This window comes from Trichloromonas sp. (assembly GCF_034006665.1).
Lineage (GTDB): Bacteria > Desulfobacterota > Desulfuromonadia > Desulfuromonadales > Trichloromonadaceae > Trichloromonas.
The window spans coordinates 227489-251838 of the sequence record NZ_JAVESI010000001.1; the positions used below are offsets into that span (position 1 = coordinate 227489).

Annotated in this window: 24 protein-coding genes; 21 read left to right on the plus strand and 3 right to left on the minus strand. The window is 59.5% G+C overall.

All coding sequences use genetic code 11. The features are described from left to right. The first annotated feature begins 2 nt into the window (after positions 1-2). The 11 genes from RBR25_RS01125 (at position 3) to RBR25_RS01175 (ending at position 7253) form a co-directional block, all read left to right on the plus strand. Complete coding sequence (locus RBR25_RS01125; protein ID WP_432817678.1) at positions 3-524, plus strand: chemotaxis protein CheW; 522 nt, start codon at positions 3-5, stop codon at positions 522-524. 44 nt (positions 525-568) lie between these two features. Next, positions 569-1414, plus strand: coding sequence for a CheR family methyltransferase (locus RBR25_RS01130; protein WP_432817679.1), 846 nt, complete (start codon positions 569-571; stop codon positions 1412-1414). Beyond that, positions 1411-2472 carry a protein-glutamate methylesterase/protein-glutamine glutaminase gene (locus RBR25_RS01135; protein ID WP_432817680.1) on the plus strand — a complete coding sequence of 354 codons (1062 nt, stop codon included), beginning with the start codon at positions 1411-1413 and terminating at the stop codon, positions 2470-2472. Before RBR25_RS01130 ends, RBR25_RS01135 begins: the two co-directional genes overlap by 4 nt. Then, positions 2469-2957 (plus strand): chemotaxis protein CheD, encoded by a 489-nt coding sequence (locus RBR25_RS01140; protein WP_432817681.1) that lies wholly within the window; start codon positions 2469-2471, stop codon positions 2955-2957. The genes RBR25_RS01135 and RBR25_RS01140 overlap by 4 nt, the downstream gene beginning before the upstream one ends. Before the next feature lie 8 nt (positions 2958-2965). After that, complete coding sequence (locus RBR25_RS01145) at positions 2966-3841, plus strand: HDOD domain-containing protein (protein ID WP_432817682.1); 876 nt, start codon at positions 2966-2968, stop codon at positions 3839-3841. 1 nt (position 3842) lies between these two features. Then, positions 3843-4223, plus strand: coding sequence for a response regulator (locus tag RBR25_RS01150; RefSeq protein ID WP_432817683.1), 381 nt, complete (start codon positions 3843-3845; stop codon positions 4221-4223). A 34-nt stretch (positions 4224-4257) separates the two neighbouring features. Next, entirely contained in the window at positions 4258-4725 is a 468-nt protein-coding gene (locus RBR25_RS01155) for a chemotaxis protein CheX (protein WP_432817684.1), read from the plus strand. Positions 4726-4775: 50 nt separating this feature from the next. After that, entirely contained in the window at positions 4776-5147 is a 372-nt protein-coding gene (locus tag RBR25_RS01160) for a response regulator (protein ID WP_432817685.1), read from the plus strand. 91 nt (positions 5148-5238) lie between these two features. Continuing rightward, positions 5239-5700: a chemotaxis protein CheX gene (locus RBR25_RS01165; protein WP_432817686.1), complete on the plus strand. Its 462-nt coding sequence runs from the start codon at positions 5239-5241 to the stop codon at positions 5698-5700. Between the two features lie 35 nt (positions 5701-5735). Beyond that, the gene (locus RBR25_RS01170) at positions 5736-6197 is read left to right on the plus strand and encodes a chemotaxis protein CheX (protein WP_432817687.1); all 462 of its coding nucleotides are present in this window, start codon (positions 5736-5738) and stop codon (positions 6195-6197) included. 24 nt (positions 6198-6221) lie between these two features. Further along, complete coding sequence (locus tag RBR25_RS01175) at positions 6222-7253, plus strand: hypothetical protein (RefSeq protein WP_432817688.1); 1032 nt, start codon at positions 6222-6224, stop codon at positions 7251-7253. Positions 7254-7265: 12 nt separating this feature from the next. Here RBR25_RS01175 and RBR25_RS01180 read toward each other — a convergent pair whose 3' ends face one another. Continuing rightward, the gene (locus RBR25_RS01180) at positions 7266-8708 is read right to left on the minus strand and encodes a sigma-54-dependent transcriptional regulator (protein ID WP_432817689.1); all 1443 of its coding nucleotides are present in this window, start codon (positions 8706-8708) and stop codon (positions 7266-7268) included. Between the two features lie 403 nt (positions 8709-9111). On the opposite strand from RBR25_RS01180, the gene RBR25_RS01185 reads away from it, so the two are divergent. Then, positions 9112-10704 (plus strand): sensor histidine kinase, encoded by a 1593-nt coding sequence (locus RBR25_RS01185; RefSeq protein ID WP_432817690.1) that lies wholly within the window; start codon positions 9112-9114, stop codon positions 10702-10704. Between the two features lie 99 nt (positions 10705-10803). Here RBR25_RS01185 and RBR25_RS01190 read toward each other — a convergent pair whose 3' ends face one another. After that, a complete protein-coding gene (locus RBR25_RS01190) occupies positions 10804-12219 on the minus strand; it encodes a sigma-54-dependent transcriptional regulator (RefSeq protein WP_432817691.1) in 1416 nt (471 codons plus the stop codon). Positions 12220-12709: 490 nt separating this feature from the next. On the opposite strand from RBR25_RS01190, the gene RBR25_RS01195 reads away from it, so the two are divergent. The 8 genes from RBR25_RS01195 to phoU all read left to right on the plus strand — a co-directional run bounded on the left by RBR25_RS01195 (position 12710) and on the right by phoU (position 21411). After that, positions 12710-12946 carry a hypothetical protein gene (locus RBR25_RS01195; protein WP_432817692.1) on the plus strand — a complete coding sequence of 79 codons (237 nt, stop codon included), beginning with the start codon at positions 12710-12712 and terminating at the stop codon, positions 12944-12946. Between the two features lie 84 nt (positions 12947-13030). Beyond that, positions 13031-14083 carry a cytochrome c3 family protein gene (locus RBR25_RS01200; protein WP_432817693.1) on the plus strand — a complete coding sequence of 351 codons (1053 nt, stop codon included), beginning with the start codon at positions 13031-13033 and terminating at the stop codon, positions 14081-14083. Positions 14084-14085: 2 nt separating this feature from the next. Further along, complete coding sequence (locus RBR25_RS01205; protein ID WP_432817694.1) at positions 14086-14745, plus strand: cytochrome b/b6 domain-containing protein; 660 nt, start codon at positions 14086-14088, stop codon at positions 14743-14745. Positions 14746-14937: 192 nt separating this feature from the next. Next, the gene (locus RBR25_RS01210; RefSeq protein ID WP_432817695.1) at positions 14938-15921 is read left to right on the plus strand and encodes a PstS family phosphate ABC transporter substrate-binding protein; all 984 of its coding nucleotides are present in this window, start codon (positions 14938-14940) and stop codon (positions 15919-15921) included. 89 nt (positions 15922-16010) lie between these two features. Beyond that, the gene (locus RBR25_RS01215) at positions 16011-18233 is read left to right on the plus strand and encodes an ABC transporter permease subunit (protein WP_432817696.1); all 2223 of its coding nucleotides are present in this window, start codon (positions 16011-16013) and stop codon (positions 18231-18233) included. Positions 18234-18291: 58 nt separating this feature from the next. Further along, the gene (gene pstA / locus RBR25_RS01220) at positions 18292-19878 is read left to right on the plus strand and encodes a phosphate ABC transporter permease PstA (protein WP_432817697.1); all 1587 of its coding nucleotides are present in this window, start codon (positions 18292-18294) and stop codon (positions 19876-19878) included. A gap of 20 nt (positions 19879-19898) precedes the next feature. Then, positions 19899-20714: a phosphate ABC transporter ATP-binding protein PstB gene (pstB, locus tag RBR25_RS01225; protein ID WP_432817712.1), complete on the plus strand. Its 816-nt coding sequence runs from the start codon at positions 19899-19901 to the stop codon at positions 20712-20714. Positions 20715-20727: 13 nt separating this feature from the next. After that, the gene (phoU, locus tag RBR25_RS01230) at positions 20728-21411 is read left to right on the plus strand and encodes a phosphate signaling complex protein PhoU (RefSeq protein ID WP_432817698.1); all 684 of its coding nucleotides are present in this window, start codon (positions 20728-20730) and stop codon (positions 21409-21411) included. A 221-nt stretch (positions 21412-21632) separates the two neighbouring features. Here phoU and RBR25_RS01235 read toward each other — a convergent pair whose 3' ends face one another. Then, entirely contained in the window at positions 21633-23123 is a 1491-nt protein-coding gene (locus RBR25_RS01235; protein ID WP_432817699.1) for a DUF4139 domain-containing protein, read from the minus strand. A 189-nt stretch (positions 23124-23312) separates the two neighbouring features. On the opposite strand from RBR25_RS01235, the gene RBR25_RS01240 reads away from it, so the two are divergent. Continuing rightward, positions 23313-24275 carry a peptidoglycan-binding domain-containing protein gene (locus RBR25_RS01240; protein WP_432817700.1) on the plus strand — a complete coding sequence of 321 codons (963 nt, stop codon included), beginning with the start codon at positions 23313-23315 and terminating at the stop codon, positions 24273-24275. Positions 24276-24350: the final 75 nt, after the last annotated feature.

A 24350-nucleotide genomic window follows, 5' to 3' on the forward strand; every position in this document is an offset into this window, starting at 1 on the left:
ACATGGCCGAAACCAAGATGAGCAACCTGAATCTCAATTTCTCCGGAGATAACGACAGCGAGGATTCCCAGAAGGGGATGTACCTGACCTTCCATCTGGCCAAGGAGGATTACGGCATCGAGATCCGCTACGTCACAGAAATCATCGGCATTCAGAAGATCACCGACGTTCCCGACATGCCCGCCTTCGTCAAGGGGGTGATCAATCTGCGCGGCAAGGTGGTGCCGGTGATGGACGTGCGCACCCGCTTCGGCCTGCCGGCCCGGGATTATGACGACCGTACCTGCATCATCGTCGTCAACATCGATGACAAGGAGGTCGGGCTGGTGGTGGACAAGGTCAACGAGGTGGCGGACATTCCCGACCAGCAGATCGAACCCCCACCCCGCACCAACCGGGAATCGACCCGCTACATCCAGGGTATGGGCAAGATCGGCAACGAGGTGAAAATCCTCCTTGACGTGCAGAAACTTCTCTACAGCGACGAACTGGCCATGCTCGGCGGCGGTGGCGAACTCTTCTGAGTCGCACCCGGCAACCTTCGCCCAGCGGATAAGGGAGCGGTTTCATGTCCAGCTACCTGATGGAAATCAGCGATCAGGAATTCAAGCTGATGCGCGACCTGATCTACCAGCGCTTCGGCATCAACCTGACCGACCAGAAAAAATCCCTGATGGTTGGGCGGTTGCAGAAGATTATTCGCACCTCGGGCTTTGCGACCTTCAAGGAGTATTACGAGCACCTGGTCAACGACAAGAGCGAGAAGGCGCTCAGCGACCTGATCGACCGGATTTCCACCAATCACACCTTCTTCAACCGCGAGAAGGAGCATTTCCGCTTCTTTGTCGAAACCGCCCTGCCGACCATCGTCGCCCGACTGGAGAAGGAGAACCGCCGGGATCTACGGGTCTGGTGCGCCGGCTGCTCGACCGGTGAGGAACCGTACATGCTGCTCATGCTCATGGCGGAATTTTTCGGCGCCAACTACGGCCAGTGGTCGGCGGGCATCCTCGCCACCGACATCTCGGACCGGGCGCTCTCCATCGCCCGCGCCGGATCCTACGCCGAAGAGCGCATCGCCGATGTTCCCGAAGCCTTGCGCCGCAAGTATTTCCGGCGTCTGCCCAACGGCAACTGGGGGGTGATCGACCGCCTGAAGAATGAGGCGACCTTCCGCCGCTTCAACCTGATGAACGCCCAGTTCCCGTTCAAGAAGCCTTTTCACATCATCTTTTGCCGGAACGTAATGATCTATTTCGACCAGCCCACCCGGGAAGCCCTGATCGGCAGGTTCCACCAGTTCACCGAACCGGGCGGTTACCTGTGCATCGGTCATTCGGAAACGATCGGCCGCGCCCAGTCCCTCTACAAATATCTGATGCCCGCCACCTATCAGAAAGAGGCCGGAAGATGATCCGAAAAATCCGTGTGCTCGTCGTCGACGACTCGGCCCTGGTGCGCCAGATCCTCACCCAGGGGCTGGCCATGGACCCCGGACTGGAGGTGGTCGGCGCGGCCGTCGACCCTTACTCGGCCCGGGATCTGATCGTCAAGTGCAAGCCGGACGTCATGACCCTGGATGTGGAAATGCCGCGCATGGACGGACTGGAATTCCTGCGCAAGCTCATGCCCCAGTATCCGCTTCCGGTGGTGATGGTCAGTTCTTTGACTCAGACCGGCAAGCAGATCACTCTCGACTGTCTGGAAGCGGGCGCCGTCGATTTCGTCGCCAAGCCGACCTCGAACATGGCCCAGGGATTGAACGCCATGCTCGCCGAACTGCGCACCAAGGTCAAGATCGCCTCGACGGTCAACGTCAGCCGCTGGAAGAACCGCCGCGATCTCCTCCCCAGCCGCGGCCTCGCCCGTCCGGTCAAGGCCCTGGCCGAGTCGACGGACAAGGTAATCACCATCGGCGCTTCCACCGGCGGCACCGAAGCCATCAAGAGCGTTATCACCGGCTTTCCCGGCAATATGCCGGGGGTGGTCATCGTTCAGCACATGCCGGCGGGCTTTACCAAAATGTTCTCCGACCGCCTCAACCAGCTCTGTCCCATGGAGGTCAAGGAGGCGGAATCAGGCGACCGGATCATGACCGGCCGGGTGCTGGTGGCGCCCGGCGGCAAGCACATGCGCGTGCGCCGCTCGGGAGGCATCTACCAGGTCAGCTGCGAGGACGGCGAACTGGTCAGCGGCCACCGCCCCTCCGTCGACGTTCTCATGCATTCGGTGGCAGAGCAGGTGGGGGCCAACGCCATCGGCATCATGCTCACCGGCATGGGGGGAGACGGCGCGGGCGGCATGCTCGCCATGCGCCAGGCGGGAGCCCGTACCCTGGCCCAGGATGAGGCGACTTCGGTCGTCTTCGGCATGCCCAAGGTGGCCTTCGAAAGGGGGGGGGCGGAACGCCTGGTCCCCCTGCCGGATATCGCCCCGGCAACGATCCGTCTCCTTTCGGAGCGAACTCCATGAGCCAAATGGTTCTCGGCATCGGCGACTACGGCGCCAGCAAGCAGCCGGATACGGAGATCAAGACTTACGCTCTGGGCTCCTGTATCGCCGTGGTGCTGCTCGATCCCCAGACCCGCACCGTGGGGATGATCCACATCGCCCTGCCGGAATCGAAGATCAATCCGGCCAAAGCCAAGGAAAAGCCGGGCTACTTCGCCGACACCGGCCTTCCCCTGTTGCTGCAGGAGATGGTTCGCCACGGCTGCCAGCCGAAAGGCAAGGGGTTGATTATCAAGCTCGCCGGCGGCGCTGCCATCATGGACTACAACGACACCTTCAACATCGGCAAACGCAATCTGCTGGCGATCAAGAAAATCCTCTGGTCCTACGGACTGGGCCCGCGTTCCGAAGATGTCGGCGGCACCTTCAGCCGCACCGTTTCGGTCTCTGTCAAGACCGGCGAGGTGATCCTCTCCTCCCCCGGCCGGCCCAACTGGAAGATATAGGAGCGCCCATGACGACCTTGAACCGGCAGGCGGAAATCGCCCGGGCAATCCAGGCGGCGCCTCTGCTCAGTCCCATCGCCAACAAACTCTTGCAGGTCACGGCGCGGTCCGACCACGAGATGAAGGAGGTCATCGACCTGGTCAAATGCGACTCTCTGCTCACCGCGCGGATTTTGCGGGTAGTGAACTCGGCGGTGATGGGCTTGGTCCATCCGATCGGCTCGGTGGACCACGCGGTGAGTTATCTGGGAGAGCGCATGGTCGTGGGAATCGCCGTCGCGGAATGCACCTCGGAATTTTTCGGCAAGCCCCTGGAAGGCTACGAAGGAGAGAGCGGCCAACTCTGGCGCCACGAACTCTTTACCGCCATCGCCTCACGCGCCGTGGCCCGTCACGCCCGCGCCCCGCTCCCTGCCGACCTGGCCTTCACCGCCGGATTGCTGCACGATATCGGCAAGGCAATCCTCTCGGAATTTCTGCGCGGAACCTCTCGGGAACTGGTAGCGGATATCGTGCGCGGCGACACCGCCGACTATCTGGCCGGCGAACAGGAACGGGTCGGTCTCGACCACGCGGAGGTCGGCTTTGAACTGGCGCACCACTGGAAGCTGCCCGACACCCTGACCCAGGTCATTCGCCATCACCACCATCCGGAAACCGCCGCGCCCGGTCTCCGACCTCTGGTCTACGCCGTGCACCTGGGGGACATCCTCGCCATGATGGGGGGCCACGGCACCGGAAGTGACTCGATGAAGTATCACCTGCATCAGGGATACGCCGAGCACTTCACCATATCCAAGGACGATTTGGCCCTTTTACTTCTGGAATGCAGCGATGAGTTCCGCAAAGTGGAAGCGTCCCTGGCAAGCCTCAAGGAGACCTGATGTGAAGCGCATCGTTATCGCCGACGATTCGGCCACGGCCCGAATGTTCATCAAGCGCTGCCTGGAAATCATCGGCTGCGGCGGCGCCGAACTGGTGGAAGCCGCCAACGGCAAGGAAGCCCTGGCCCGGGTCAAGGAAGCCCCCACCGACCTGGTCATCACCGACCTGAATATGCCGGTGATGGATGGCGAAACCCTGCTTAAATGGATCAACGCCAACCCGAAACTCAACCAGATTCCGGTCCTGGTCGTAAGCAGCGCGGGAACGCCGGCCAAGGAAAAGGAGCTGATGGCCCTGGGCGCCCTGGCGATTCTCAGCAAGCCGATCTCGCCGCCGGCACTGCTGGAGAAACTGGAACCCCTGCTCGGCGACCCGGATTGAAAAACCCCCGGTTCCGCCGCGAGAAAGACGAGCTATGAGCGAAGCCACCGACCGTTGCGACCGCGCCATGCGGCAAGCTGTCGTCGACACCCTGGAAAATATGGTCTTCATGGAGGTCTCGCCGGTCGCTCCGGAGAGCACCGCCATCCCCCCGGAAGACGCCATGTGCGTCGGCCTGCTCATCCACGACCCCCTGCAAGGGGAGTTGCGCCTGTGCATGCCGAAGAAGCTGGTGGCTCTGATTACTGCCGGCGTCTACAGCCTGGAGCCAGAAGAACTCAGCGACCAGATGCTCACGGATAACTTCGCCGAGTTGATCAACATCATTGCCGGTCGCTTCATGTACGAGCTGCTCATCGACGGCCGCCCCTTTCGTCTCGGTCTGCCGGAACCGGAACCGGAGGAACTCGACCCAAGCGCGCCGCGCCGCATATGGGCCTACGCCATCGACGATCTGTCTTTTTCCATCACCGCCATGGGCCAGACCCTGTGGACGGAGTGAACTTCAACCTACTTATCGCTTAGCGATCTTCACTGGAAAGGATCTTCATCATGGGCAAAAAAGTTCTGATCATCGACGACTCCAGCACCATGCGTAAAATCGTCACCCGCTCCCTGCGCCAGGCGGGTCTCGATTTCGACACCATCCTCGAAGCGGGAGACGGTCAGGAGGCTCTGCAGCTTCTCGCCAAAGAGGGTGTCGACATTATCCTCAGCGACATCAATATGCCGAACATGGACGGTATCGAGTTCCTGCGGCAGAAATCGGCCAATGCCGCCATCAAGGGAATCCCAGTGGTCATGATTACCACCGAGGCCGGGGCCGACATCCTCGCCGAAGCCAAATCCCTCGGCGCAAAAGGGAGCATCAAAAAGCCCTTTACGCCGGAACAGGTCAGTGAGACCCTGGGCGGTCTCATGTAGTGTCCTTGCCGTCAGGGTCGGATCCCTGCAAATCCGACCCTGACGACCCCCGGAGAATCACGGCAACCACCCCATAAGTCTGGAGGGTCTTTTGAGCTGGGATACGCATATCGCCGACGCCACCGTCGAAATCTTCTCTACCATGTTGATGATGGAGGTCAATCCGCTAGCGCCGCTGACGGAGCGGATTAAAACCCATCAGAAAAGCGTCACCGGGATAGTCGGCATGGCCGGTCTTTACAAGGGAATGCTCGCCATCCACGCTCCCGCGACCGCTGCTATGGCCATCACCGGCAACTTTCTCGGCCTGGAGGTCGATGACGTCAATGACGACGTCAAGGACGCCATGGGTGAACTGGCCAACATGCTGGCCGGGTCGATCAAGGCCAAACTCAGCGACAACAGCAAGGATATTCAGCTTTCCATCCCTTCGGCGGTCTGCGGAGGTTCCTACTCCCTCGACTATCAGCCGCAGCAGGGCTGTTCCATGGTGCCTTTTGAGAGCACCGCAGGACGATTTCTCGTGGAACTGCAACTGGAGCAGCAGACCTGATCCCCGTTTTGCTCCGACGCGGAAAGGATATTCCCATGGATTTTGCCCAAGCCATCATCGAAGCGACCAGCGATGTGTTTAACACCATGGTCATGCTGGAGGCCGCCCCCGGCGCTCCGGCCACGGAAAAGACCACCGCTTTTAGCGACGCGATCAGCGGCATCCTCGGTTTTTCCGGTGACATCAAGGGGATGTTGCGGATAAACTGTCCCAACCAGGTGGCCATGGCCATCACCGGCAGCCTGCTGGGGATGGAGGTGGAGGAAATCGATGACGACGTGCGTGACGCCATCGGCGAAATCGCCAATATGGTCGCCGGCGGTCTCAAGATCTATTTCGCACGGCACAACCAGAACATCGAACTCTCCATTCCCACGGCGATCGGCGGTCAGGCCTATACCGTGCACAGTCTGGCCAACGCGGAATGGGTCGCGGTCCCCTTCACCCTGGCCAACGGGGTCATGCTGGTGGAACTCCAGTTCGTCGGACTCAAATAAACCGGGCATCACGAAAAGGTCGTCATGGACAGACTGGCCTACCTGAACAGACTCTCAAACGAAATTCTCGAAAAACTCAGTGAAGAGGTCGGCGGGCTGCTGGGGCAGGACTTCACCGTCGATGACATTACCCACGGTTTGCGTTCGCGGGATGAGATCTACGCCCCCTTAAGCGGCAAACAGGTTCTGTCCACCCTGACCGTCAGCGGTGACGCCGAAGGTCTCGCTTACGTGGTCATTGGCCTCAAGGACGCCATCACCCTGGGGGGAACCCTGATTCTCCTGCCCCCCGACGAGATGGCGGCGCGCCGGAAAAAGCAGCTCTTCGACGGCGAAGTCTCCGATGCCTACGGCGAAATTGCCAACATCATGGCCGGGGTCTATACCGCCGTTTTCATTGAGCACGCTGATCCCAAGCTGCACTTCAAGAAGACCGAACTCAAAGAGTTCACCCCCAGCCCCAGCGACTCGACCATCCCGCCAGGCGCCTACTATACCTGCTCCGGCCAGGCAAAAATGGATGGCGCCCCCCTGGGCCCGTTGAGCATCCTCATCCCCCCCCAGTTACTGAAACTGCCCCTTCCCGGCGGGGTGGACAACAAAGAGGAAGGCGCAGCCCCAGCGTCGCCGGAGGCGCCACGGGCTATTCAGGAGACAAGCGGCCCGATCGTCCTCGACAGCGAGGGGCTACTGATGGTCGTATCGGAAACCCAGCAGTCGGCCGAAGCCTTCGCCAGAAATTTTTCTGATCAGTGCCGATGCAATCTGGCCTGTCTACATTTTCAGGAGGATTTTCCGGGGGCGATTCAGGGGAGGAAGGTTCTAGGAGTTTTTCTCGCCATGCGCGAGGTGGGGGAACGAGGGCTGGCCTCGATCATCAAGATTCAATCGGCGGTCGGTGAAAAGACGCCGCTGATCGCCGCCGGCCCGGAATGGACCCGGAAAACGGTCTTGCAGGCGGTCAAATACGGCGCCCGGGACATTCTCGTCACCCCCGCAAACAGCGGCGAAATCCTTGTTAAGATCCGCCAGCACATGCAGGAGCAAAGCCGCTGAAGCCGCCCGATATCAGACAAACTCGCCGGGGGGAGCTTCGGCTTCGAGCTGTTTTTTCTTGATCTTCTCGATCAGGGTCGTGCGCTTGAGATTAAGGAGCCGGGCCGCTTCTTTCTTGTTGCCGCCGGTCTTGGTCAGGGCCTTGAGAATCAGGCGATCCTCAAAATCGCTGACCAGGGTATTGAAGTCGAAATTTTCTTCGTCAATTCCCTCGACACATTCCTCGACCATCGCATTTCCCGGCGCCTCGACGACGCTCGCCCCGGCCGCTTGATATTTCTCCGGCAGATCTTCGGCGGAAACCCACTCATCGGCATGCAGCACCGACATACGCTGGACGAGGTTTTCCAACTCCCGCACATTCCCCGGCCAGGGGTATTCAAGCAGCGCCGCCATGGCATCGGGGGCGAACCCCTTGAGGGCATTCTTCCGTCCCCGGTTAAACACTTGGACGAACTTCTCGATGAGCACCGGGATATCTTCCTTGCGCTCGCGCAAGGGGGGTATCTGGACCGGCACGACGCTCAGCCGGTAGTAGAGATCCTCCCGGAAACGTCCCGCAGCGACCGCCGCTTCCAGATCGCGATGGGTGGCGGCGACGATGCGCACGTTCACCGATACCGGCTTGACTCCGCCCACCGGTTCGAATTCCCGTTCCTGGATAACCCGCAGCAGCTTGGCCTGCAGGGCCGGTTTCATGTCACCAATTTCGTCGAGAAAAAGGGTACCGCCGTCGGCGTACTGGATACGGCCGATCTTCGACTGGTTGGCGCCGGTAAAGGCGCCCTTGACGTAGCCGAAAAGCTCGCTTTCCAGCAGTTCATCGGGGATCGCTGCGCAGTTCACGGGAACAAAATTCTTCCCTTTACGCGGACTATAGGCATGAGTAGCGCGAGCGACCAGTTCCTTGCCGGTACCGCTTTCGCCATGAATCAGCACATTGCTTTCGCCGTCCTCGGCAACCTTTTCCAGAATCGAGAAGAGCCGCAGCATCTTCGGCGACTGGCCGATGATCCCGTAGAATCCGTCGCTCTTGCTGATTTTCGGACTGCGTTTCTGCTGATAGACGAGAAGATCGCGGTGTTCGAGGGCACGCGCCGTGGCAATGACCGCTTCCTCGAAATCATAGGGGGAATGGATATAGAAGATGGCGCCGCGGCGCAGGGCTTCCACCACCGAGTCGCGGTCGCCGTAAGGCACACTGACGATCACGGCCACCTGGGGATGGTCGGCCCGCACTTGCTTGAGCAGGTCGATTCCCCCCTGGCGGGGGGCGAAAAGATCGGTGACAACCAAAGAGATGTCCTGTTCCTGCAAAGCCTCAAGAGCCTCCGCCGGGGACTGGCATTCAAGCACGACGCAGCCGATATGCTTGCGGAACATGACGGCCAGACCCTCCCTGGCCTCACGGTTGCCATCCACCAACAGAATGCTGCGCATTGATTCGGACATCATGAACACCCTTGGTACATTTTGGTTAGCGCCCCCGGCCCGGAAAAGGCATACGAAGATGGCTCCAAGCTCCCGGCCTCCACAAACCCTTTGAAATTCTTCATTTTATATCCACACCGCAGAATCGCAATCGCAGGGTGTGTCCGGCGCCGCGAGTGAATGGCCCCGATAATATCCAACAACCCAAGAAAAATCAACGTGTTATTAACAGGATTTCGACCCTTTGCCGACCGCCTTCCGGAATCGTCGCAACGAGACGAAGGATTTCAAGCCGTTATCCCGTGATTCGGAAGATGGCGTTGGTAATCATTCGCAACGCCCTCCCCGTCCACTTGCATTTCCCCGATAAATCACATAAAATCCTGATTTATCTACTCTTTCATTTGACTCACCTAAAGGGAGTTCCGTGCATCTCAAATTGATCAATAAATACAATATCGTCATGGGTGCCGTCTTGCTTACGGCCATGATCATGTATGCCTTCCTCAATGTCGAAACCCTGACCAACATGTTCATGGACGAGGCCCTGAAGGATGTCGAGAACCTGAGCGAGACCATCATCCGCACGACCCACTACCAGATGCTCGAAGACGACCGGGAACGGGTCTATCAGATGATTGAGGAAGTCGGCTCTCAGAAAGGAGTCAACCGAATCCGCCTCCTCGACAAAGAGGGGACCATCAATTTTTCCACTCTCAAGGAAGAGATCGGCACCTGCGTCGACCGCGGTTCGGAAGGATGCAGCGGCTGCCATACCGGCGAAACCACTCGCGTCCAAGCCTCATCCACGGCTCGTAGCCGCATCTTCGTTAACCGCGACGGGGTGGAACTGCTCGGCGTCACCAAGGAGATCCTCAACAAAGAAAGCTGCTACACCGCCCAGTGCCATTTTCATCCGCCCGAAGCACAGATGCTGGGGATTCTCGATGTCCACGTCGACCTTGCCGGCGTTCGGGAAACGACCGCCGCCTATCGTAACAACATCATCGTTTTTACCTTGGTACTGCTTCTGATTCTCGGCACTTGCCTGTCCATGCTGACCCATCAGTTGATCAACGTGCCGGTCAGCAATCTGCTTGAACAGACCCAGCGCGTAGCCCAGGGAGATCTCTCCACCCAGGTCACGACCTATCCCCGGGATGAGTTGGGGGAACTGACCGAAGCTTTCAACAACATGACGGCGAAGCTGCGGGTCGCCCAGGAGGAGAGCCGGGAGTGGGCCAACACCCTGGAAGCCAAGGTCGCGGAGCGCACCGAGAAGATTCAGCGCATGCAGTCGAAACTGCTGCGCTCGGAAAAACTGGCTTCTCTGGGGGAACTGGTGGCCGGCATCGCTCATGAGATCAACAACCCCCTCACCGGCGTGTTGATGTTCGCGACCATGCTCGAAGAGGATTCCCGCCTCGACCCGGCCCTCAGAACCGACCTCGGCACCATCGTTCACGAAACCCAGCGCTGCGCCAAGATCGTTCGCGAACTGCTCGACTTCTCGCGGGAATCGGTGCCGCAGAAAAAAATCGAGTCGATCAACCTGCTGCTCGACAAAACCATGTCTCTGGTCGAGCACCATACCTCCTTCCACGATATCGAGGTGGTCAAGGAATACACGCCGGATCTGCCGAAAATCCTCATCGACCCGAGTCAGATCGAACAGGTCTTCATGAACATCCTGATCAACGCCAGCCAGGCCATGCCCACGGGCGGGCGGTTGATCCTCCAGACGGGGGTCATCGAGCCGGAAAAGTTCCTCTTCACGCGGGTAACCGACACGGGTATCGGCATCTCCGAGGAGAACCTGCAGAAAATCTTCGATCCATTCTTTTCCACCAAGGGGAATGCCGGCACCGGTCTCGGACTCAGTGTCTCCTACGGTATCATTGAAAATCACGGAGGAACGATTGAGGTCGCCAGCGTTCTCGGCCGTGGCACCAGCTTCACCATCAAACTGCCTATCGTCCAAGAGCAGGCCCAAGAACAACCAGCAACCGTGAACGCCTGACTCCTCTCTTTTCAGGCGACAGGATCTCCTTGACAACAAAAAACCCCCGACGGCCTAGAGCTGTCGGGGGTTTTTCAGAACTCCACGGTTGTGCTAAAGCTACTCCATCACCCGATCGCGCACGGAAATTCCTTGCTTCTTCAGCAGGGCCTGGAAGTTGGGACGAAGCATGCCGACTTCCTCGGCGGCCTTGGTGATGTTCCAGTCGTTACGCTTGAGAGCGTCCAACACAAAGGCCCGCTCGATGGGCGCCACCGCCCGCTCACGAATTTCTCGCTTGGCTTCCTTGAGTTCCTCGGTGGTACGGGGAACGTAATCCTCGCCTCCGGCCAAGTCCTCCATCTCATCCACCGGCAATTCCAGATCCTCGGCCTCAATCAGATCACCAAGACTGAGGACCACGGCGCGTTCGATGAGATTCTCCAATTCCCGGACATTGCCGGGGAAGGGATATTTCTTGAGCATGGCCATGGCACCGGGGGAGAGTCCTCGCACTTCCTTGCCAATTTCGTCGCCGAATTTCTTGAGAAAAAATTTGACCAGCGGAACGAGATCTCCTTTGCGCTCACGCAGCGGGGGCAGGTCGATGGGAATGATATTGAGGCGGAAGAAGAGGTCTTCACGGAACTTGCCCTCGGCCACCATGTCCTTGAGATTACGATTGGTGGCGGCGATCAGGCGGATGTCGATGGGGACCGGCTTGGTTCCGCCGATCGGCGTCACTTCCCGCTCCTGCAGGACGCGCAGCAGTTTGGCCTGGGTGGTGAGACTGATATTGGAAACCTCGTCGAGAAACAGGGTGCCGCCGTCGGCAACCTTGAACAGGCCCATCTTGGTCTGCACCGCGCCGGTGAAGGAGCCTTTAACGTGGCCGAAGAGTTCGCTTTCGAGGAGGCTCTCCGCCAAGGAGGTGCAATCGACCGCGACAAAGGGCTGGTCCTTGCGCGGACTGTTCTGCTGAATGGCACGGGCCACCAGTTCCTTACCCGTTCCGCTTTCGCCAGTAATGAGAACCGTGCTTTCGGTACGCGCCACCTGCGTGATGCGCTTGAAAACCTTATGCATCTGCGGACTCTCGCCAACCAGGCCACCGAGCCCGAGATCCTTGATCTCCGACTCCTCCGCCTCCGCCGAACCCAGCAGCAGAGCCCGCTGTTCCAAGGCCTTCTGCGCCTTTTCCGTGATCTGCGCCGGCGTAAAGGGCTTGGCCAGGTAATCGAAGGCACCGTTTTTTATGGCCTCCACGGCGGTTTCCACCGTGGAATAGCCGGTGATCAGGATAACCGGCACATTCGGCTGCAGAATCCGAATCGCCTTGAGTAGCTCCAGACCACCCATGCCCGGCATTTTCAGGTCGGTGATTACGAGATCGAAGTCTTCTTCCTGTAAACGTTCCAAGGCAACCCGGCCGCTCGACTTGGGCTCGACCTGGTAACCCTCCTTTTCAAGAATGCGGCGAATTCCCTCGCGAATCACCGCCTCATCATCTACCACAAGGATCCTGGCATTGGTCATCTGCTGCAAACTCCTCATCTGCCGACGCTGGGGGGTGCCGGCCGGGAACAAACACTCTCCCCGAAAATTCGGATTAATCTTACTGGTTTTTCTTCATAAAATCAATCCAATGTTGATCTGGTACCGCGATTCGTGATAATAGAAACTTGAAAAATCTTCCATTGGAAGAATCTGATTGTATACACACCACTCTGAACATTTTTATTGTACACCTAATACGGCCGTCCAACCAACTGATTTTACCGGTTTTTTCGCGTACACACAAAAGCCGCTGGGTGCCGAAGAGCTCTTCAAAGTATAACTTTAATGTACTACAGCTCGAACCGCTTTCCGCACACTGTCGACAATGTTTTGAAAATACATGTAATTTTAGATATTTAAAAAACAAAAAAAGGATACTACAAGTTGGCACAGGCGCTGCTAGTAAGTTTACGATTACACATAAGCGTCCCATTAGAAAAGCGTCGATCACTAGGGAAAGGAGAAATGGATGAATGCCTTGCGATACATTGCGGGCGTCGTGGCGCTTTGGGTCGCGCTGAGCGGGACGGCTCTCGCCTCGGCGGAGGGTGAAGCCGGAACGATGGGAATCGGCGCCTGGTTGTTTATCGGCTTTTGCGCCCTGATTTTCGTGGCGCAGATGGTTCCGGCGCTGATGCTCCTCGGCGGAATGGTCAGAGGACTGTTCATCGGAAAGGAAAAGGCCCCGTCGGCGCCATTCAACTAAACCGGGACTGTGGATTTTTATCGTCAACCAAGCATCAACTCGAGTAAGCAACCTCAACTTTTCCAGAGAAAAGGGGGAAACACCGTGCGACAACTGAACAAAACCATGTATGGGGTACTGAGCCTAGTCCTGGCCCTGATTCTTGGCGTTTCCGCGGCCGCCGCCATGGAGTCGGCGGACTGCCTGGCGTGCCACAGCGACGCAAGCATAGTCGGCGACGCCTTCGCCATCAACGAAAGCCAGTTCGACACCACCGCCCACGCCGAAATGGGCTGCACTGCCTGCCATGAATCGGTCACCGACGCCCATCCCGATGACGGGCTGACCCCATCGAAAGCCAGTTGCAAGGACTGCCACGACGAAATTGACAAGGAATACACCACCAGCGTCCATGGCTCCGCCGCGTCCTGCGCCGACTGCCACAATCCCCACGAAGTCAAGTCGGCCACCGAAGTCGCCGGTTTCGACATGAACCAGCAATGTGCCAAGTGCCACGACACCGTCGAAATGACCAAGCTGCACGACCAGTGGCTGCCGCAGGCGGGTCTGCATATCGAAGCGCTGCCCTGCATCACCTGCCATACCGGCTCGGAAAACTACGTCATCACCATGTACCTACTACAACGGGACGCCGAAAACCGCTACAGCAACTTCGCTCCCGCTTCGCAGGAGGATCTCGCCAAACTGGCCGGCGACAAACCGGTGCAGGCACTCCTCGACAGCGACGGTAACAACGAGATCTCCCTCGCCGAACTCCGCGCCTTCAACGGCACCCCCGAATACCAAGGTCTGCGCCTTTGGGGGATGATGACCCCGGAAAAAGTGACCCACACTTTCCAGATCCTCGACAACCGCTGGGATTGCTCCTTCTGCCACGCTTCGGGCCCTGAGGCCATGCAGACCAGTTATGTCGCCTTCCCCGAGCAGGACGGCAGCTACGCCCGTCTGGCCGTGGAAAAAGGCGCGGTCCTCGACGTTCTCAACGGCACTCCGGATTTCTACATGATGGGCGCGACCCGCAGCAAATGGCTGAACATCGCCGGTCTTCTGATTATCCTCGGCGGCCTGGTGATGCCTGTGGGCCACGGTACCCTGCGCTTTTTGACCCGTAAAAACAGAGAAGGGAAGGAACACTGATTATGTCTGAGCAGTCGAAAAAAATGATCTACCTGCAACCGACCCCGGTTCGCATCTGGCATTGGCTGAACGCCCTGGGAATTGTCACCCTCTGCGTTACCGGCGCACAGATTCGTTTCCCCGAGTATGTCAATATCTTCGGGACCTACAAGTCGGCCATCGCCCTGCACAACACCGCCGGGATCGTCGTGGCGATCTCCTTCGTACTGTGGATCGCCTACTATCTGGTCTTCGCCGGCACCCTGAAACAACTTTACGTGCCGACCAAGGGGGACATCCAAAGCGGCATGCTCCGTCAGGCCATCTTCTATTTCTTCAACTACTTCCGAGGCAAGCCCAATCCTCACCATACCTCCCCGGACAACAAATTCAATCCCATGCAGAAGGGGGCCTACCTGGTCATCATGTTCGTTCTGGTGCCGTTGGTCATTATCACCGGCTTCATGCTGCTGAACATCGACCCGTTGCGCAATACCCTGCTCATGGTCGGCGGTTTGAAAATGGTGGTCGGTCTGCACTTCATCTTGGCGTGCTCCCTCTGCGCCTTCGTCTTCACGCATTTCTATCTGGCGACCCTGGGACATACGCCCTTCGCCCACTTCGTCCCCATGTGGACCGGTTGGGAAGAGGTCGAGGAAGAGCACGAACACCCCGCCCATTGAGTCTGAGATTTCGATTTCCTGTTCATCTTCACGCGGCGCCTTCGGGCGCCGCTTTTTTTGAGTCGATGTTTCATTTATCAGACCCCTCATGGTGCGCTAACACAATCGTAACATTTCTTGCCGATACTCCATCTCAAGAAAAACAAACCGACCCCCCGCAAGGGGCACAATCGAAAAAACAAGGAGATCGGCATGAAAAGAGGAATTGGCAAAAAATGGCTGCTCGCCGTGACCGCCTTGGTCGCCCTGAGCTCGACCCCGGCCCTGGCCGAAAACATCACCGTCGACCCGGCATTGAAAGGGTACGTAAAAAGTGAGGGAGTTTCCGGCAATCTGAACAGTATCGGTTCCGATACCCTCAACAACCTGATGACCTTCTGGGCCGAGGGCTTCCGCAAGCTCTACCCTAACGTCAACATCCAGATCGAGGGCAAGGGTTCCAGCACCGCCCCTCCGGCCCTGATCGAAGGCACTGCCCAGATCGGCCCCATGTCCCGTGAGATGAAAAAGAGCGAAATCGAAGCCTTCGAAGCCAAATATGGCTACAAGCCCCTCGCCGTCGGTGTCGCTCTCGACTCTCTGGCCGTTTATGTCAACAAGGACAATCCTCTCCAGGAACTTTCTCTGACCCAGGTTGACGCCATCTTTTCCAAGACCCGCAAAAGTGGTGCCGCCGAGGAGATCACCACCTGGGGCCAGGTCGGCCTGACCGGCGAATGGGCCGGCAAGCCGTTGAGCCTCTACGGCCGTAACTCGGCCTCGGGTACCTACGGGTACTTCAAAGAGAACGCCCTGGCCAAGGGGGATTTCAAAGACACCGTGAAGGAACAGCCGGGCAGCGCCTCGGTGGTCCTTTCCGTTACCGAAGACAAGGCCGGCATCGGTTACTCGGGTATCGGCTACAAGACCTCCGGAGTCAAAGCCCTGGCCCTGGCCAAGAAAGACGGCGAGAAGGCGTATGAGCCATCCTATGAAAACGTTCTGGAAGGCAAGTACCCGCTGGGCCGCATGCTCTACCTCTACGTCGCCAAGCAGCCCAACCAGCCGCTGCCGAAGATGGTCGATGAGTTCCTCAAGTATGCCCTCTCCAAAGAAGGCCAGGAAGTCGTGGTCAAGGATGGCTATCTTCCCCTGCCCGCAACGGTCGCCGAAAAACAGCTGAATCTGCTCAAGTAAACTTGCGCTTCACCTTGTTATCATGAAAAGGACCGGGTCTTTCGATCCGGTCCTTTATGTGCAACGGGCTCCCAGACAAGGCTCAATCCATGGATAAAAACGTTCTCCGGCAGGTCAAGATTCGAGACCGCCTCGCCCGCTACGTCATCACCATCGGCGGACTGGCGATCATCGCCAGCGTCATCCTGATCCTGCTGCTGATCGGTAATGTCACCCTGCCCCTCTTCAAGTCGCCGGCGGCGACTCCGCTCGCGGATCTTTCTCCAGCGGATTCTGCGCCATCCGTAAAAATTCTCGCCGCAGATCTCGACGAATACCTGGAAACCACCGTGGTCCTTGACGCCGACGGCTTTTTCCGCTTTTCCGCACTGCCCGGAGGAGAAACCGGTGAAAGCCTGCCCCTGGCACCCCCAAGCGCCAATGCCGCCCGCCCCCTTGCGGCCCAAGTCGAAGCGCCTTTGACCTTCTCCATCCTCTGGAGTGACGGCACCCTGACGATCGATCAGGTGCGTTTCAGCGCACATTTTGACGCCGGGGGGGGACGCTCCTTCAACCGCGAAGTTCAGCGCCAAGCGGAATTCCTTCCTCCCAAAGAAGGCCTTCCGAAGCGATCCCTGGCCCGGGTAACGGACGAGGGTCGAATCCGCGTCGATCTCTTCGCCGACAACCGGCTCAAGGTCACCCAGGAAACCATCAGCAGGGATTTCTTCGGCAATGAAACGCGCAACACGGCGAGCCACTTTCTGACGGATACGAAGGAACCGATCACCGCCCTGATTCTCGATCACCCGGGAGCGGCCCTCTATGCCGGCACCGCCCAAGGCAGCCTACTGCACTGGGAATTGGGCGAGAACGCCCCGCCGAGATTGACGAATCACGTCAGCGCCCGGAACGACAACGCCGCCGTAACCGCACTGGCTCTGGTCTTCGGTGATATCTCCCTGGCCGTGGGGGACGAGAAGGGCCATCTCTCCACCTGGTTTCCGGTACGTCCGGCCGAAGGCGGGGACCCCCGCCTGACCCGCATTCATCGCCTGAGCGACCACGACCAGGAAGTGCGGGAAATCGTCCCGTCCCGGCGGGATAAATCCCTGGCCAGCTTCGATGCCAACGGCAGCATCCACCTTGACCACATGACCAGCGAGCGCCACCTGCTGCGTATCGAGACCGAATCCCCCCTGATCCAGATCGTTCTCGCCCCCCGCGGTAACGGCCTGCTGGGCCGGGACGAAAGCGGCCGCCTGCAACTCTGGGGCATCGACAACCCCCATCCGGAAATCAGTTGGCGCACCCTCTTTGGCAAGGTCTGGTACGAAAGCTACGACGAACCCGCCCATGTCTGGCAATCCTCGGCCGCCAATGACGATTTTGAGCCGAAACTGAGCCTGACCCCGCTGATCTTCGGCACCCTCAAGGGCACCTTTTACGCCATGCTCTTCGCCGTCCCCATCGCCCTTTACGGCGCCATCTACATCAGCCAGTTCGGAAGCCCCCGGTTGCGCCAGTGGATCAAACCGGCGGTGGAGGTCATGGCGGCGATCCCTTCGGTCGTCATCGGTTTTCTCGCCGCGCTGTGGTTCGCACCGAAACTGGAAAAAGCCGTGCCGGCCCTCTTTCTCAGCGTTATTTTGATCCCCCTGGCCCTGGTGCTGGGCATTCTGCTCTGGCAATGGCTGCGCCGCTTTCAACCCCTGAAACGGGTGGAGCGGGGGTACGAGTTCTTGGCTGTGGCACCGGTACTGCTGTTGGCCATCGCCGCCGCTGTGACCCTGGGACCGCTGGTTGAAGGTTGGTTTTTTGACGGCAACTTCAAACTCTGGCTCTTCAACGAAACCGGCCAACGCTACGACCCGCGCAACAGCATCGTCATCGCCTTCGCTCTCGGCTTCGCCGTCATCCCCATCATCTTCACCATCGCCGAGGATTCCCTCTCCAATGTTCCGCCCAGCCTGCGCGCCGCCTCCCTGGCCTTGGGCGCGAGCCGCTGGCAGACGGTCTGGCGGGTGATCCTCCCCTCGGCTTCGCCGGGAATCTTCGCCGCCATCATGATCGGCCTGGGCCGGGCCATCGGCGAAACGATGATCGTGCTCATGGCCACCGGCAATACTCCGATCATCGATTTGAGCATGTTCAACGGCATGCGCCCGCTCTCCTCCAACATCGCCGTGGAAATCCCCGAGGCGCCCCACGGCGGCACCCTCTACCGGGTGCTCTTCCTCTCGGCGGTCATCCTTTTCGTGTTCACCTTCTGCCTCAACACGGTCGCCGAGGTGGTGCGCCAGCGGCTGCGCAAAAAGTATGGACGCTTCTAGGCGGCCATCCGAAAACATCAATCACTCATCACCAATGACCACTCACTGGATTTCGATTATGAAAAATTACTGGCGTGAAGGCGAAACCATGGTCTGGGCCACCGGCGCCGCCATGGCCCTGACCTTGATGATTGCCGCGACCCTGATCGTCGTCATCTTAATCAATGGCCTCGGCGTCTTCTGGCCGAAAAACCTGACCCTGGCGACCCTGGATGACGGCAGCCGGGTACTAGGTGAGATCACCCAGCGCAAACCCGCCGCTTCCGGCGAGGGGATGCGCTTGCAGTTCAAGATTGGCAACCGCGATCTCTACGGGCTCGACTTCCGCTGGATCGACGAGGCGAACATCGTCAAGCAGGAGGAACCGGCCGCCGCCCTGACTCTGGAACGGAAGGAATACGGCAATTTTTACGGGATGTTGACGAGCATCTCCGGCCCCAACCTGAGCGGCACCGACCTTCCGGCCCTGGAACAGCTGCGGGAACGGGTCGCGGACGAGGCCGAGAATGGACGGATACTGGACGAAGAGATGGCCAAACTCAACCGCGACGTCGCCAAACTCGAACAGCGTCGGCAGAAACTTCTCCATCAGGGAGCCGAAAAAAACGCTGAGGATATCGCCGACATCGATCGCCGCTTAGGTCAGCTCCGCACCAGGTTCGAGCGCATCTTAACCGACCAGGCCGAAGCGGCCGCCGGACTGCGCAACTACACGGCCACTTTCGTCACCGCCGACGGCCAAGAGAAAACCCTCCAGGCCTCTGACCTCGTCCGCTATTATCCGCCCAACGCCATGGGCGTCTTCGCCAAAAGCTGGGTCTATCTCGACAAGGTCAAGGAGCTCTTCGTCGGCGAGCCCCGCGAAGCGAACACCGAAGGGGGACTCTTTCCGGCGATCTTCGGCACGGTCATGCTGATCTTCCTGATGAGCCTCTTCTCCTTCCCCTTGGGCGTACTGGCTGCCGTCTATCTCAAGGAGTACGCCAAAGACGGCCCACTGGTGCGCATGGTACGCATCGCCGTCAACAACCTCGCTGGCATCCCCTCCATCGTCTACGGCATCTTCGGCCTCGGCTTCTTCGTCTACGGCCTCGGCTCGGGACTTGACCAGCTGCTCTTTCCCGAGCGCCTGCCGACACCGACCTTCGGCACCGGCGGCATTCTCTGGGCGAGCCTGACCCTGGCCCTGCTCACCGTGCCGGTGGTTATCGTCGCCACCGAGGAAGCCCTCGGCGCCATCCCCGCCGGGATCCGCGAGGGCTCTCTCGCCCTTGGCTCGACCAAATTCCAGACCCTGGTGCGGATTCTGCTGCCCATGGCCTCCCCCGGCATCATGACCGGCCTGATCCTGGCTATGGCCCGCGCCGCCGGCGAGGTTGCGCCGCTGATGATCACCGGCGTGGTCAAGCTGGCGCCGACCCTGCCTTTGGACGGCACCTTTCCCTTCCTCCATCTGGACCGCAAGTTCATGCACCTGGGCTTCCACATCTACGACATCGCCTTCCAGTCGCCGAACGTGGAAGCGGCACTGCCGATGGTCTACGTCACCACCTTGCTGCTGGTGCTGATCGTGCTGCTGATGAGCAGCCTGGCCATCTATCTGCGCAACAAGATGAAAAAGCGCTACACCTACGGAACCTTCTAGAAAGCCTACGCTTTCCGGACATTTTTCAAACGAGGTCGACTGTGGATCAAGACACCCGCGTTACCCCCGCCGTCGAGCCGGACGTTCCGGTCATCGACGTCAAAAAACTGAATTTCTACTACGGCAACTCCCAGGCTCTGTACAACCTCAACCTGACCTTCCCCCGCCGCCAGGTGACGGCGCTGATCGGTCCTTCCGGCTGCGGCAAGTCAACCTTTTTGCGCTGTCTCAACCGCATGAACGATCTCGTTGACGGCACCCGCGTCGAGGGGGAAATCCTCCTCGGCGGTACCGAAATCAACGGCGCGGGCATGGACGTCATCGAGCTGCGCCGCCGGGTCGGCATGGTCTTCCAGAAGTCCAACCCCTTCCCCAAATCGATCTACGAGAACGTCATCTACGGCCTGCGCATCGCCGGGGTCAAGGACAAGGCGACTCTCGACGAGGCGGTGGAACGCAGCCTGAAAGGAGCGGCCCTGTGGGACGAGGTCAAGGACCGCCTGCAGGAATCGGCCCTCGGCATGTCCGGCGGCCAGCAACAACGCCTGTGCATCGCCCGGGCCATCGCCGTCAATCCCGAGGTCATCCTCATGGACGAGCCCTGCAGCGCTCTCGATCCCAAATCGACGGCCCGGGTCGAGGAACTGATGGGCGAACTGCGCCGGGACTACACCATCATCATCGTCACCCACAACATGCAGCAGGCGGCGCGGGTCTCCGACTATACCGCCTTCCTCTACGAAGGCCTGCTGGTGGAGCACGGCGCGACCCAAAAGATTTTCATGAAACCCAAGAACAAGCAGACCGAGGACTACATCACCGGCCGTTTCGGCTAAGGGAGCTGAATTTATGACGTTACTGATGCAGAAGGAACTCGACCGGCTCAAGACCCAGCTGCTGACCCTGTGCGCGGTCGTCGAGGAAGGGGTGGATCAGGCCATCCAGGCGCTGGACACCTTCGATGTCGCCTTGGCCAAGCAGGTCATCGGCCGCGACGAAGAGATCAACCACATGGAGGTGGAACTGGAGGAGGAGTGCCTCAAGGTGCTGGCCCTGCACCAGCCGGTGGCCATTGATCTGCGCTACATTGTCGCCGTGCTCAAGATCAACAACGACCTGGAGCGCATCGGCGATCTTGCCTCCAACATCGCCGACCAGTCCCTGGCCCTGGCCGGCGGCACGCGCATCGCCCCCCCCTACAACTGCGCGGAGATGGCCCACAAGGCCCGTAACATGCTGAAGATGAGCCTCGACAGCCTAGTGCACCTGGATGTTCGACTGGCGCGCCAAGTTCTGCGCCTGGACGACGACGTCGACCGGCAGCACAAGGAAAACTTCACCCTGATCAATGAGCAGATCCGCCAACACCCGGAAAAAATCGATCCCTTGAGCCACTACCTGACGATCTCCCGCCATCTGGAGCGGATCGCCGATCTGGCGACCAACATCGCCGAAGATGTCTATTACATGATCGAAGGGGAGATCGTCCGCCACACCAACACCTGGTGCACCTGGGCACCGGACGGCGAGTGACGACGACTATAACGATGAAACAAAGGCCAGGCCCCCGGAATGCTTCGGAGGCCTGGCCTTTGTTCATAAGACGAGAAAAGAAAACCGGGGGAAATTTCAGGCTGAGCAAATATGCCCAGATGCAAGGCGCCCGAAATTCGAGGAGTGAGGCGTACCGAAAGGTACGTCGCAACGACGAGGATGAGGGCAACGCCGCAGATGGGCGTTTTTCATCAGCCTGACTAGTAACGCACCCGCGCCCGATAGGTCAAGGTCGCGCTCCCCTCGGCAGGCACCGGTACCGACCAGAGCGCCAGCCCCGAGGCCGCCTTTTCGTGGGGATGACTCTCTTGGACGATTTTCCAGTCCCCCGGCAGCGGTTCCGCCACCTTGACCGTTACCGCCTCACTCTTGGCGTTCTTCAGCACAATTTCATAGGCGCTCTCGAAAACATAGTTATAGCGACCATCCCCTCCCAGCTTTTTGAAGTCGGTCTGTTTTCTCTTGGCGGTCACATCAAAAGCGTCGCCGAGCTTGAGGCGGATCGTTTCGTTTTTCGGCGTATGCTCGATGCGGTCTTCGCCGACAAACTGGGCATTGCCCCGGCTGTCTTTCTGATAGACCCGAACGGTTCCCTTGGGCAGAGGCATCCCCATCCCCCCCTTTTCGCTATTGACCAACTCCAGAAAGACCCCGACCTTGAGCTGATCGCCGAGCCTGTCGAAACGGTCGCGGTAGTAGTAATCCCCCCCGCGCAGCAGATATTCCCGGGCCACCGGCACCCCGGCGGCGCCGAGCAGGCTGACCTGTTTGGCCTGGTTGTCGGCCAACGTGGTGGGGCGGTCGAGACTGTAGAGGTGGTATTCGAAAAGGCTCTCCTCCCGCATCGAGGCGCCAGCGGCGACCATCCCCTTCTCCATGGCGAGCTCCCGGGCCATGGGCACCGCCTGACGCACCAGATGGACATCCCCCGCCACCAGTTGCAGACGCGCCTGGCGATAGGTCGCGCCGCTGCGGTTGGTCAAGGTCACCCAGCCGGAAAGATCGAGCCGCTCCCCCTTGGCGTCGAGCTGCGCCACGTAGTCGGCGACCCAGGAGAGACCCGAGGTCAGGTAGGCCAACTCGATCTGCTGCGCCCCCCCCTGATCGCTGTGCAGCTGCGTGACCAGAGTCGGCCGGTCGCGCAGGTTGGCGGGGACATCGGGGTAGACCAGCCGCCCCGGCACCCCGGTCTCGATACGATCGCCGATTTTCAGTACCGGCCCTTCGGCGGCGGCCAGTACCTCGGCCGACTCAAAACTCTCTGCCCCGGTCTGGGGATGGGTTCGCACCACTTGGACCTTCTTGCCCACATATTTTTCCAGCAGCTTGCCCGGCGTCAGCAGATCGAAATCAAAATTCTGCTCGATCACCCGCAGCCCCTGGGGACGGGTCAGACTGTGCAGCAGGGCGGTTTCCGGACGCATGCCGGCGCTCACCTCGCGCAGCGCCAGGCGGTTCTCCCCGGCCTGCAACGCCACTTGGCGCTGGTCACGGATCAGGGCCAGGTTCTCATTGTAGATGGTGACCGCCACTTCCTGCTGGTCGGCTAGGGTGCTGCGCTGCTCCGTCACCTCCGCCCAAAGCGGCAGGGCTGAGAGCAGGATCAAGGTCAAGGTCAAGGTCAAGGTCAAGGTCAAGGTCAAGGTCAAGGTCAAGGTCAAGGTCAAGACAAGAACCGAAGATTTCTTCATGAGACCTCCTCTGAAACGAAGGGATTAATAACTTCCGCATAGTATAGACGCCCAGACTTGCCCGTCCAGGCGGAAACCTGTCCCACCCCCGGCGAAACGGCAAAAAGCTGTTATACATTTAACTCAGGCCGCCGCGCGGCGGCCTCCCGTCCATCCCCAAAATGACCAAGACCACGCAAGGAGGCGACCATGAGTTCTTATCGACGGGGCAGCAAAGGACCGGAAGTCCGGCGGATTCAGGAAAAACTCAAGGAGCTCGGCTTCTACCTCGGCGACATCGACGGTATCTTCGGCGGCGGCAGCGAGGCGGCGGTGAAGCGCTTCCAAAAGAGCCGGGGACTCGCCGCGGACGGCGTGGTCGGGCCGCGAACCTGGCGCGCCCTTTTCGACGAAACGGACCTGCCGGTGCCGGCGATCATCCAGGAAAGCCTCAACTACCGCTGTCTGGCTCTGACCGGTTCCTTCGAAACGGGGCGGCCGGTGCCCGACTGCTTCGCCGGCATCACCGGCGATTTCGACGGCCAGGGCTTAAGCTTCGGCGCCCTGCAATGGAACCTCGGCCAGGGTTCCCTGCAGCCCCTCTTCAAGGAGATGGCCCAGGAACATCCGGCCCTGCTCGAAGAGCTCTGCCAGGATTACTATCCCGAACTCAAGGCGGTCTTCACCTCGGAAAAGGACGAGCAACTCGCCTGGGTACGCTCAATCCAGGACCAGCGCCGCTACGTTCTCGCCGAACCCTGGCGCGGCCTGCTCAAAAGCCTGGGCCGGCTCAAGGAGTTCCAGAACATCCAGGTCCGCCACGCCGACCGCCTCTTCGCCCAGGCCCAAGATCTGTGCCAACAGTATGGCCTCTGGTCGCAGCGGGCAACGGCGTTGATGTTCGACATCAAGGTCCAGAACGGCAGCATCTCATCCTTGGTCAAATCCCAGATTTTCAGCGACTTCGACCGCCTCGGCACGGTGCTGGAGAGGGAAGCGCTGGAAGCGGCGCGGCTGGAGATCATCGCCAACCGCCGGGCCGAGGCGAGCAATCCCCGCTGGGTCGAGGACGTGCGCAAGCGTAAGCTGTCTATTGCCCGGGGGGAAGGGACGGTGCACGGCCATTACGTCCATCTCGCGGACCAGTTCGGCATCCAGCTGGCTCCCTGCTGACGGAAATCCGTAAAAAAACCCAACTATGCTGCTTTCGCAAAAGCAGCATAGTTGGATGGCTAAGCAAAAAGCGCC

Coding starts and splice junctions, on each gene's coding strand:
- RBR25_RS01125 (WP_432817678.1), top strand. CDS start 3: ATGGCCGAAACCAAGATGAGCAACCTGAATCTCAATTTCTCCGGAGAT.
- RBR25_RS01130 (WP_432817679.1), top strand. CDS start 569: ATGTCCAGCTACCTGATGGAAATCAGCGATCAGGAATTCAAGCTGATG.
- RBR25_RS01135 (WP_432817680.1), top strand. CDS start 1,411: ATGATCCGAAAAATCCGTGTGCTCGTCGTCGACGACTCGGCCCTGGTG.
- RBR25_RS01140 (WP_432817681.1), top strand. CDS start 2,469: ATGAGCCAAATGGTTCTCGGCATCGGCGACTACGGCGCCAGCAAGCAG.
- RBR25_RS01145 (WP_432817682.1), top strand. CDS start 2,966: ATGACGACCTTGAACCGGCAGGCGGAAATCGCCCGGGCAATCCAGGCG.
- RBR25_RS01155 (WP_432817684.1), top strand. CDS start 4,258: ATGAGCGAAGCCACCGACCGTTGCGACCGCGCCATGCGGCAAGCTGTC.
- RBR25_RS01160 (WP_432817685.1), top strand. CDS start 4,776: ATGGGCAAAAAAGTTCTGATCATCGACGACTCCAGCACCATGCGTAAA.
- RBR25_RS01170 (WP_432817687.1), top strand. CDS start 5,736: ATGGATTTTGCCCAAGCCATCATCGAAGCGACCAGCGATGTGTTTAAC.
- RBR25_RS01175 (WP_432817688.1), top strand. CDS start 6,222: ATGGACAGACTGGCCTACCTGAACAGACTCTCAAACGAAATTCTCGAA.
- RBR25_RS01180 (WP_432817689.1), bottom strand. CDS start 8,708: ATGATGTCCGAATCAATGCGCAGCATTCTGTTGGTGGATGGCAACCGT.
- RBR25_RS01190 (WP_432817691.1), bottom strand. CDS start 12,219: ATGACCAATGCCAGGATCCTTGTGGTAGATGATGAGGCGGTGATTCGC.
- RBR25_RS01195 (WP_432817692.1), top strand. CDS start 12,710: ATGAATGCCTTGCGATACATTGCGGGCGTCGTGGCGCTTTGGGTCGCG.
- RBR25_RS01205 (WP_432817694.1), top strand. CDS start 14,086: ATGTCTGAGCAGTCGAAAAAAATGATCTACCTGCAACCGACCCCGGTT.
- RBR25_RS01210 (WP_432817695.1), top strand. CDS start 14,938: ATGAAAAGAGGAATTGGCAAAAAATGGCTGCTCGCCGTGACCGCCTTG.
- RBR25_RS01215 (WP_432817696.1), top strand. CDS start 16,011: ATGGATAAAAACGTTCTCCGGCAGGTCAAGATTCGAGACCGCCTCGCC.
- pstA (WP_432817697.1), top strand. CDS start 18,292: ATGAAAAATTACTGGCGTGAAGGCGAAACCATGGTCTGGGCCACCGGC.
- phoU (WP_432817698.1), top strand. CDS start 20,728: ATGACGTTACTGATGCAGAAGGAACTCGACCGGCTCAAGACCCAGCTG.
- RBR25_RS01235 (WP_432817699.1), bottom strand. CDS start 23,123: ATGAAGAAATCTTCGGTTCTTGTCTTGACCTTGACCTTGACCTTGACC.
- RBR25_RS01240 (WP_432817700.1), top strand. CDS start 23,313: ATGAGTTCTTATCGACGGGGCAGCAAAGGACCGGAAGTCCGGCGGATT.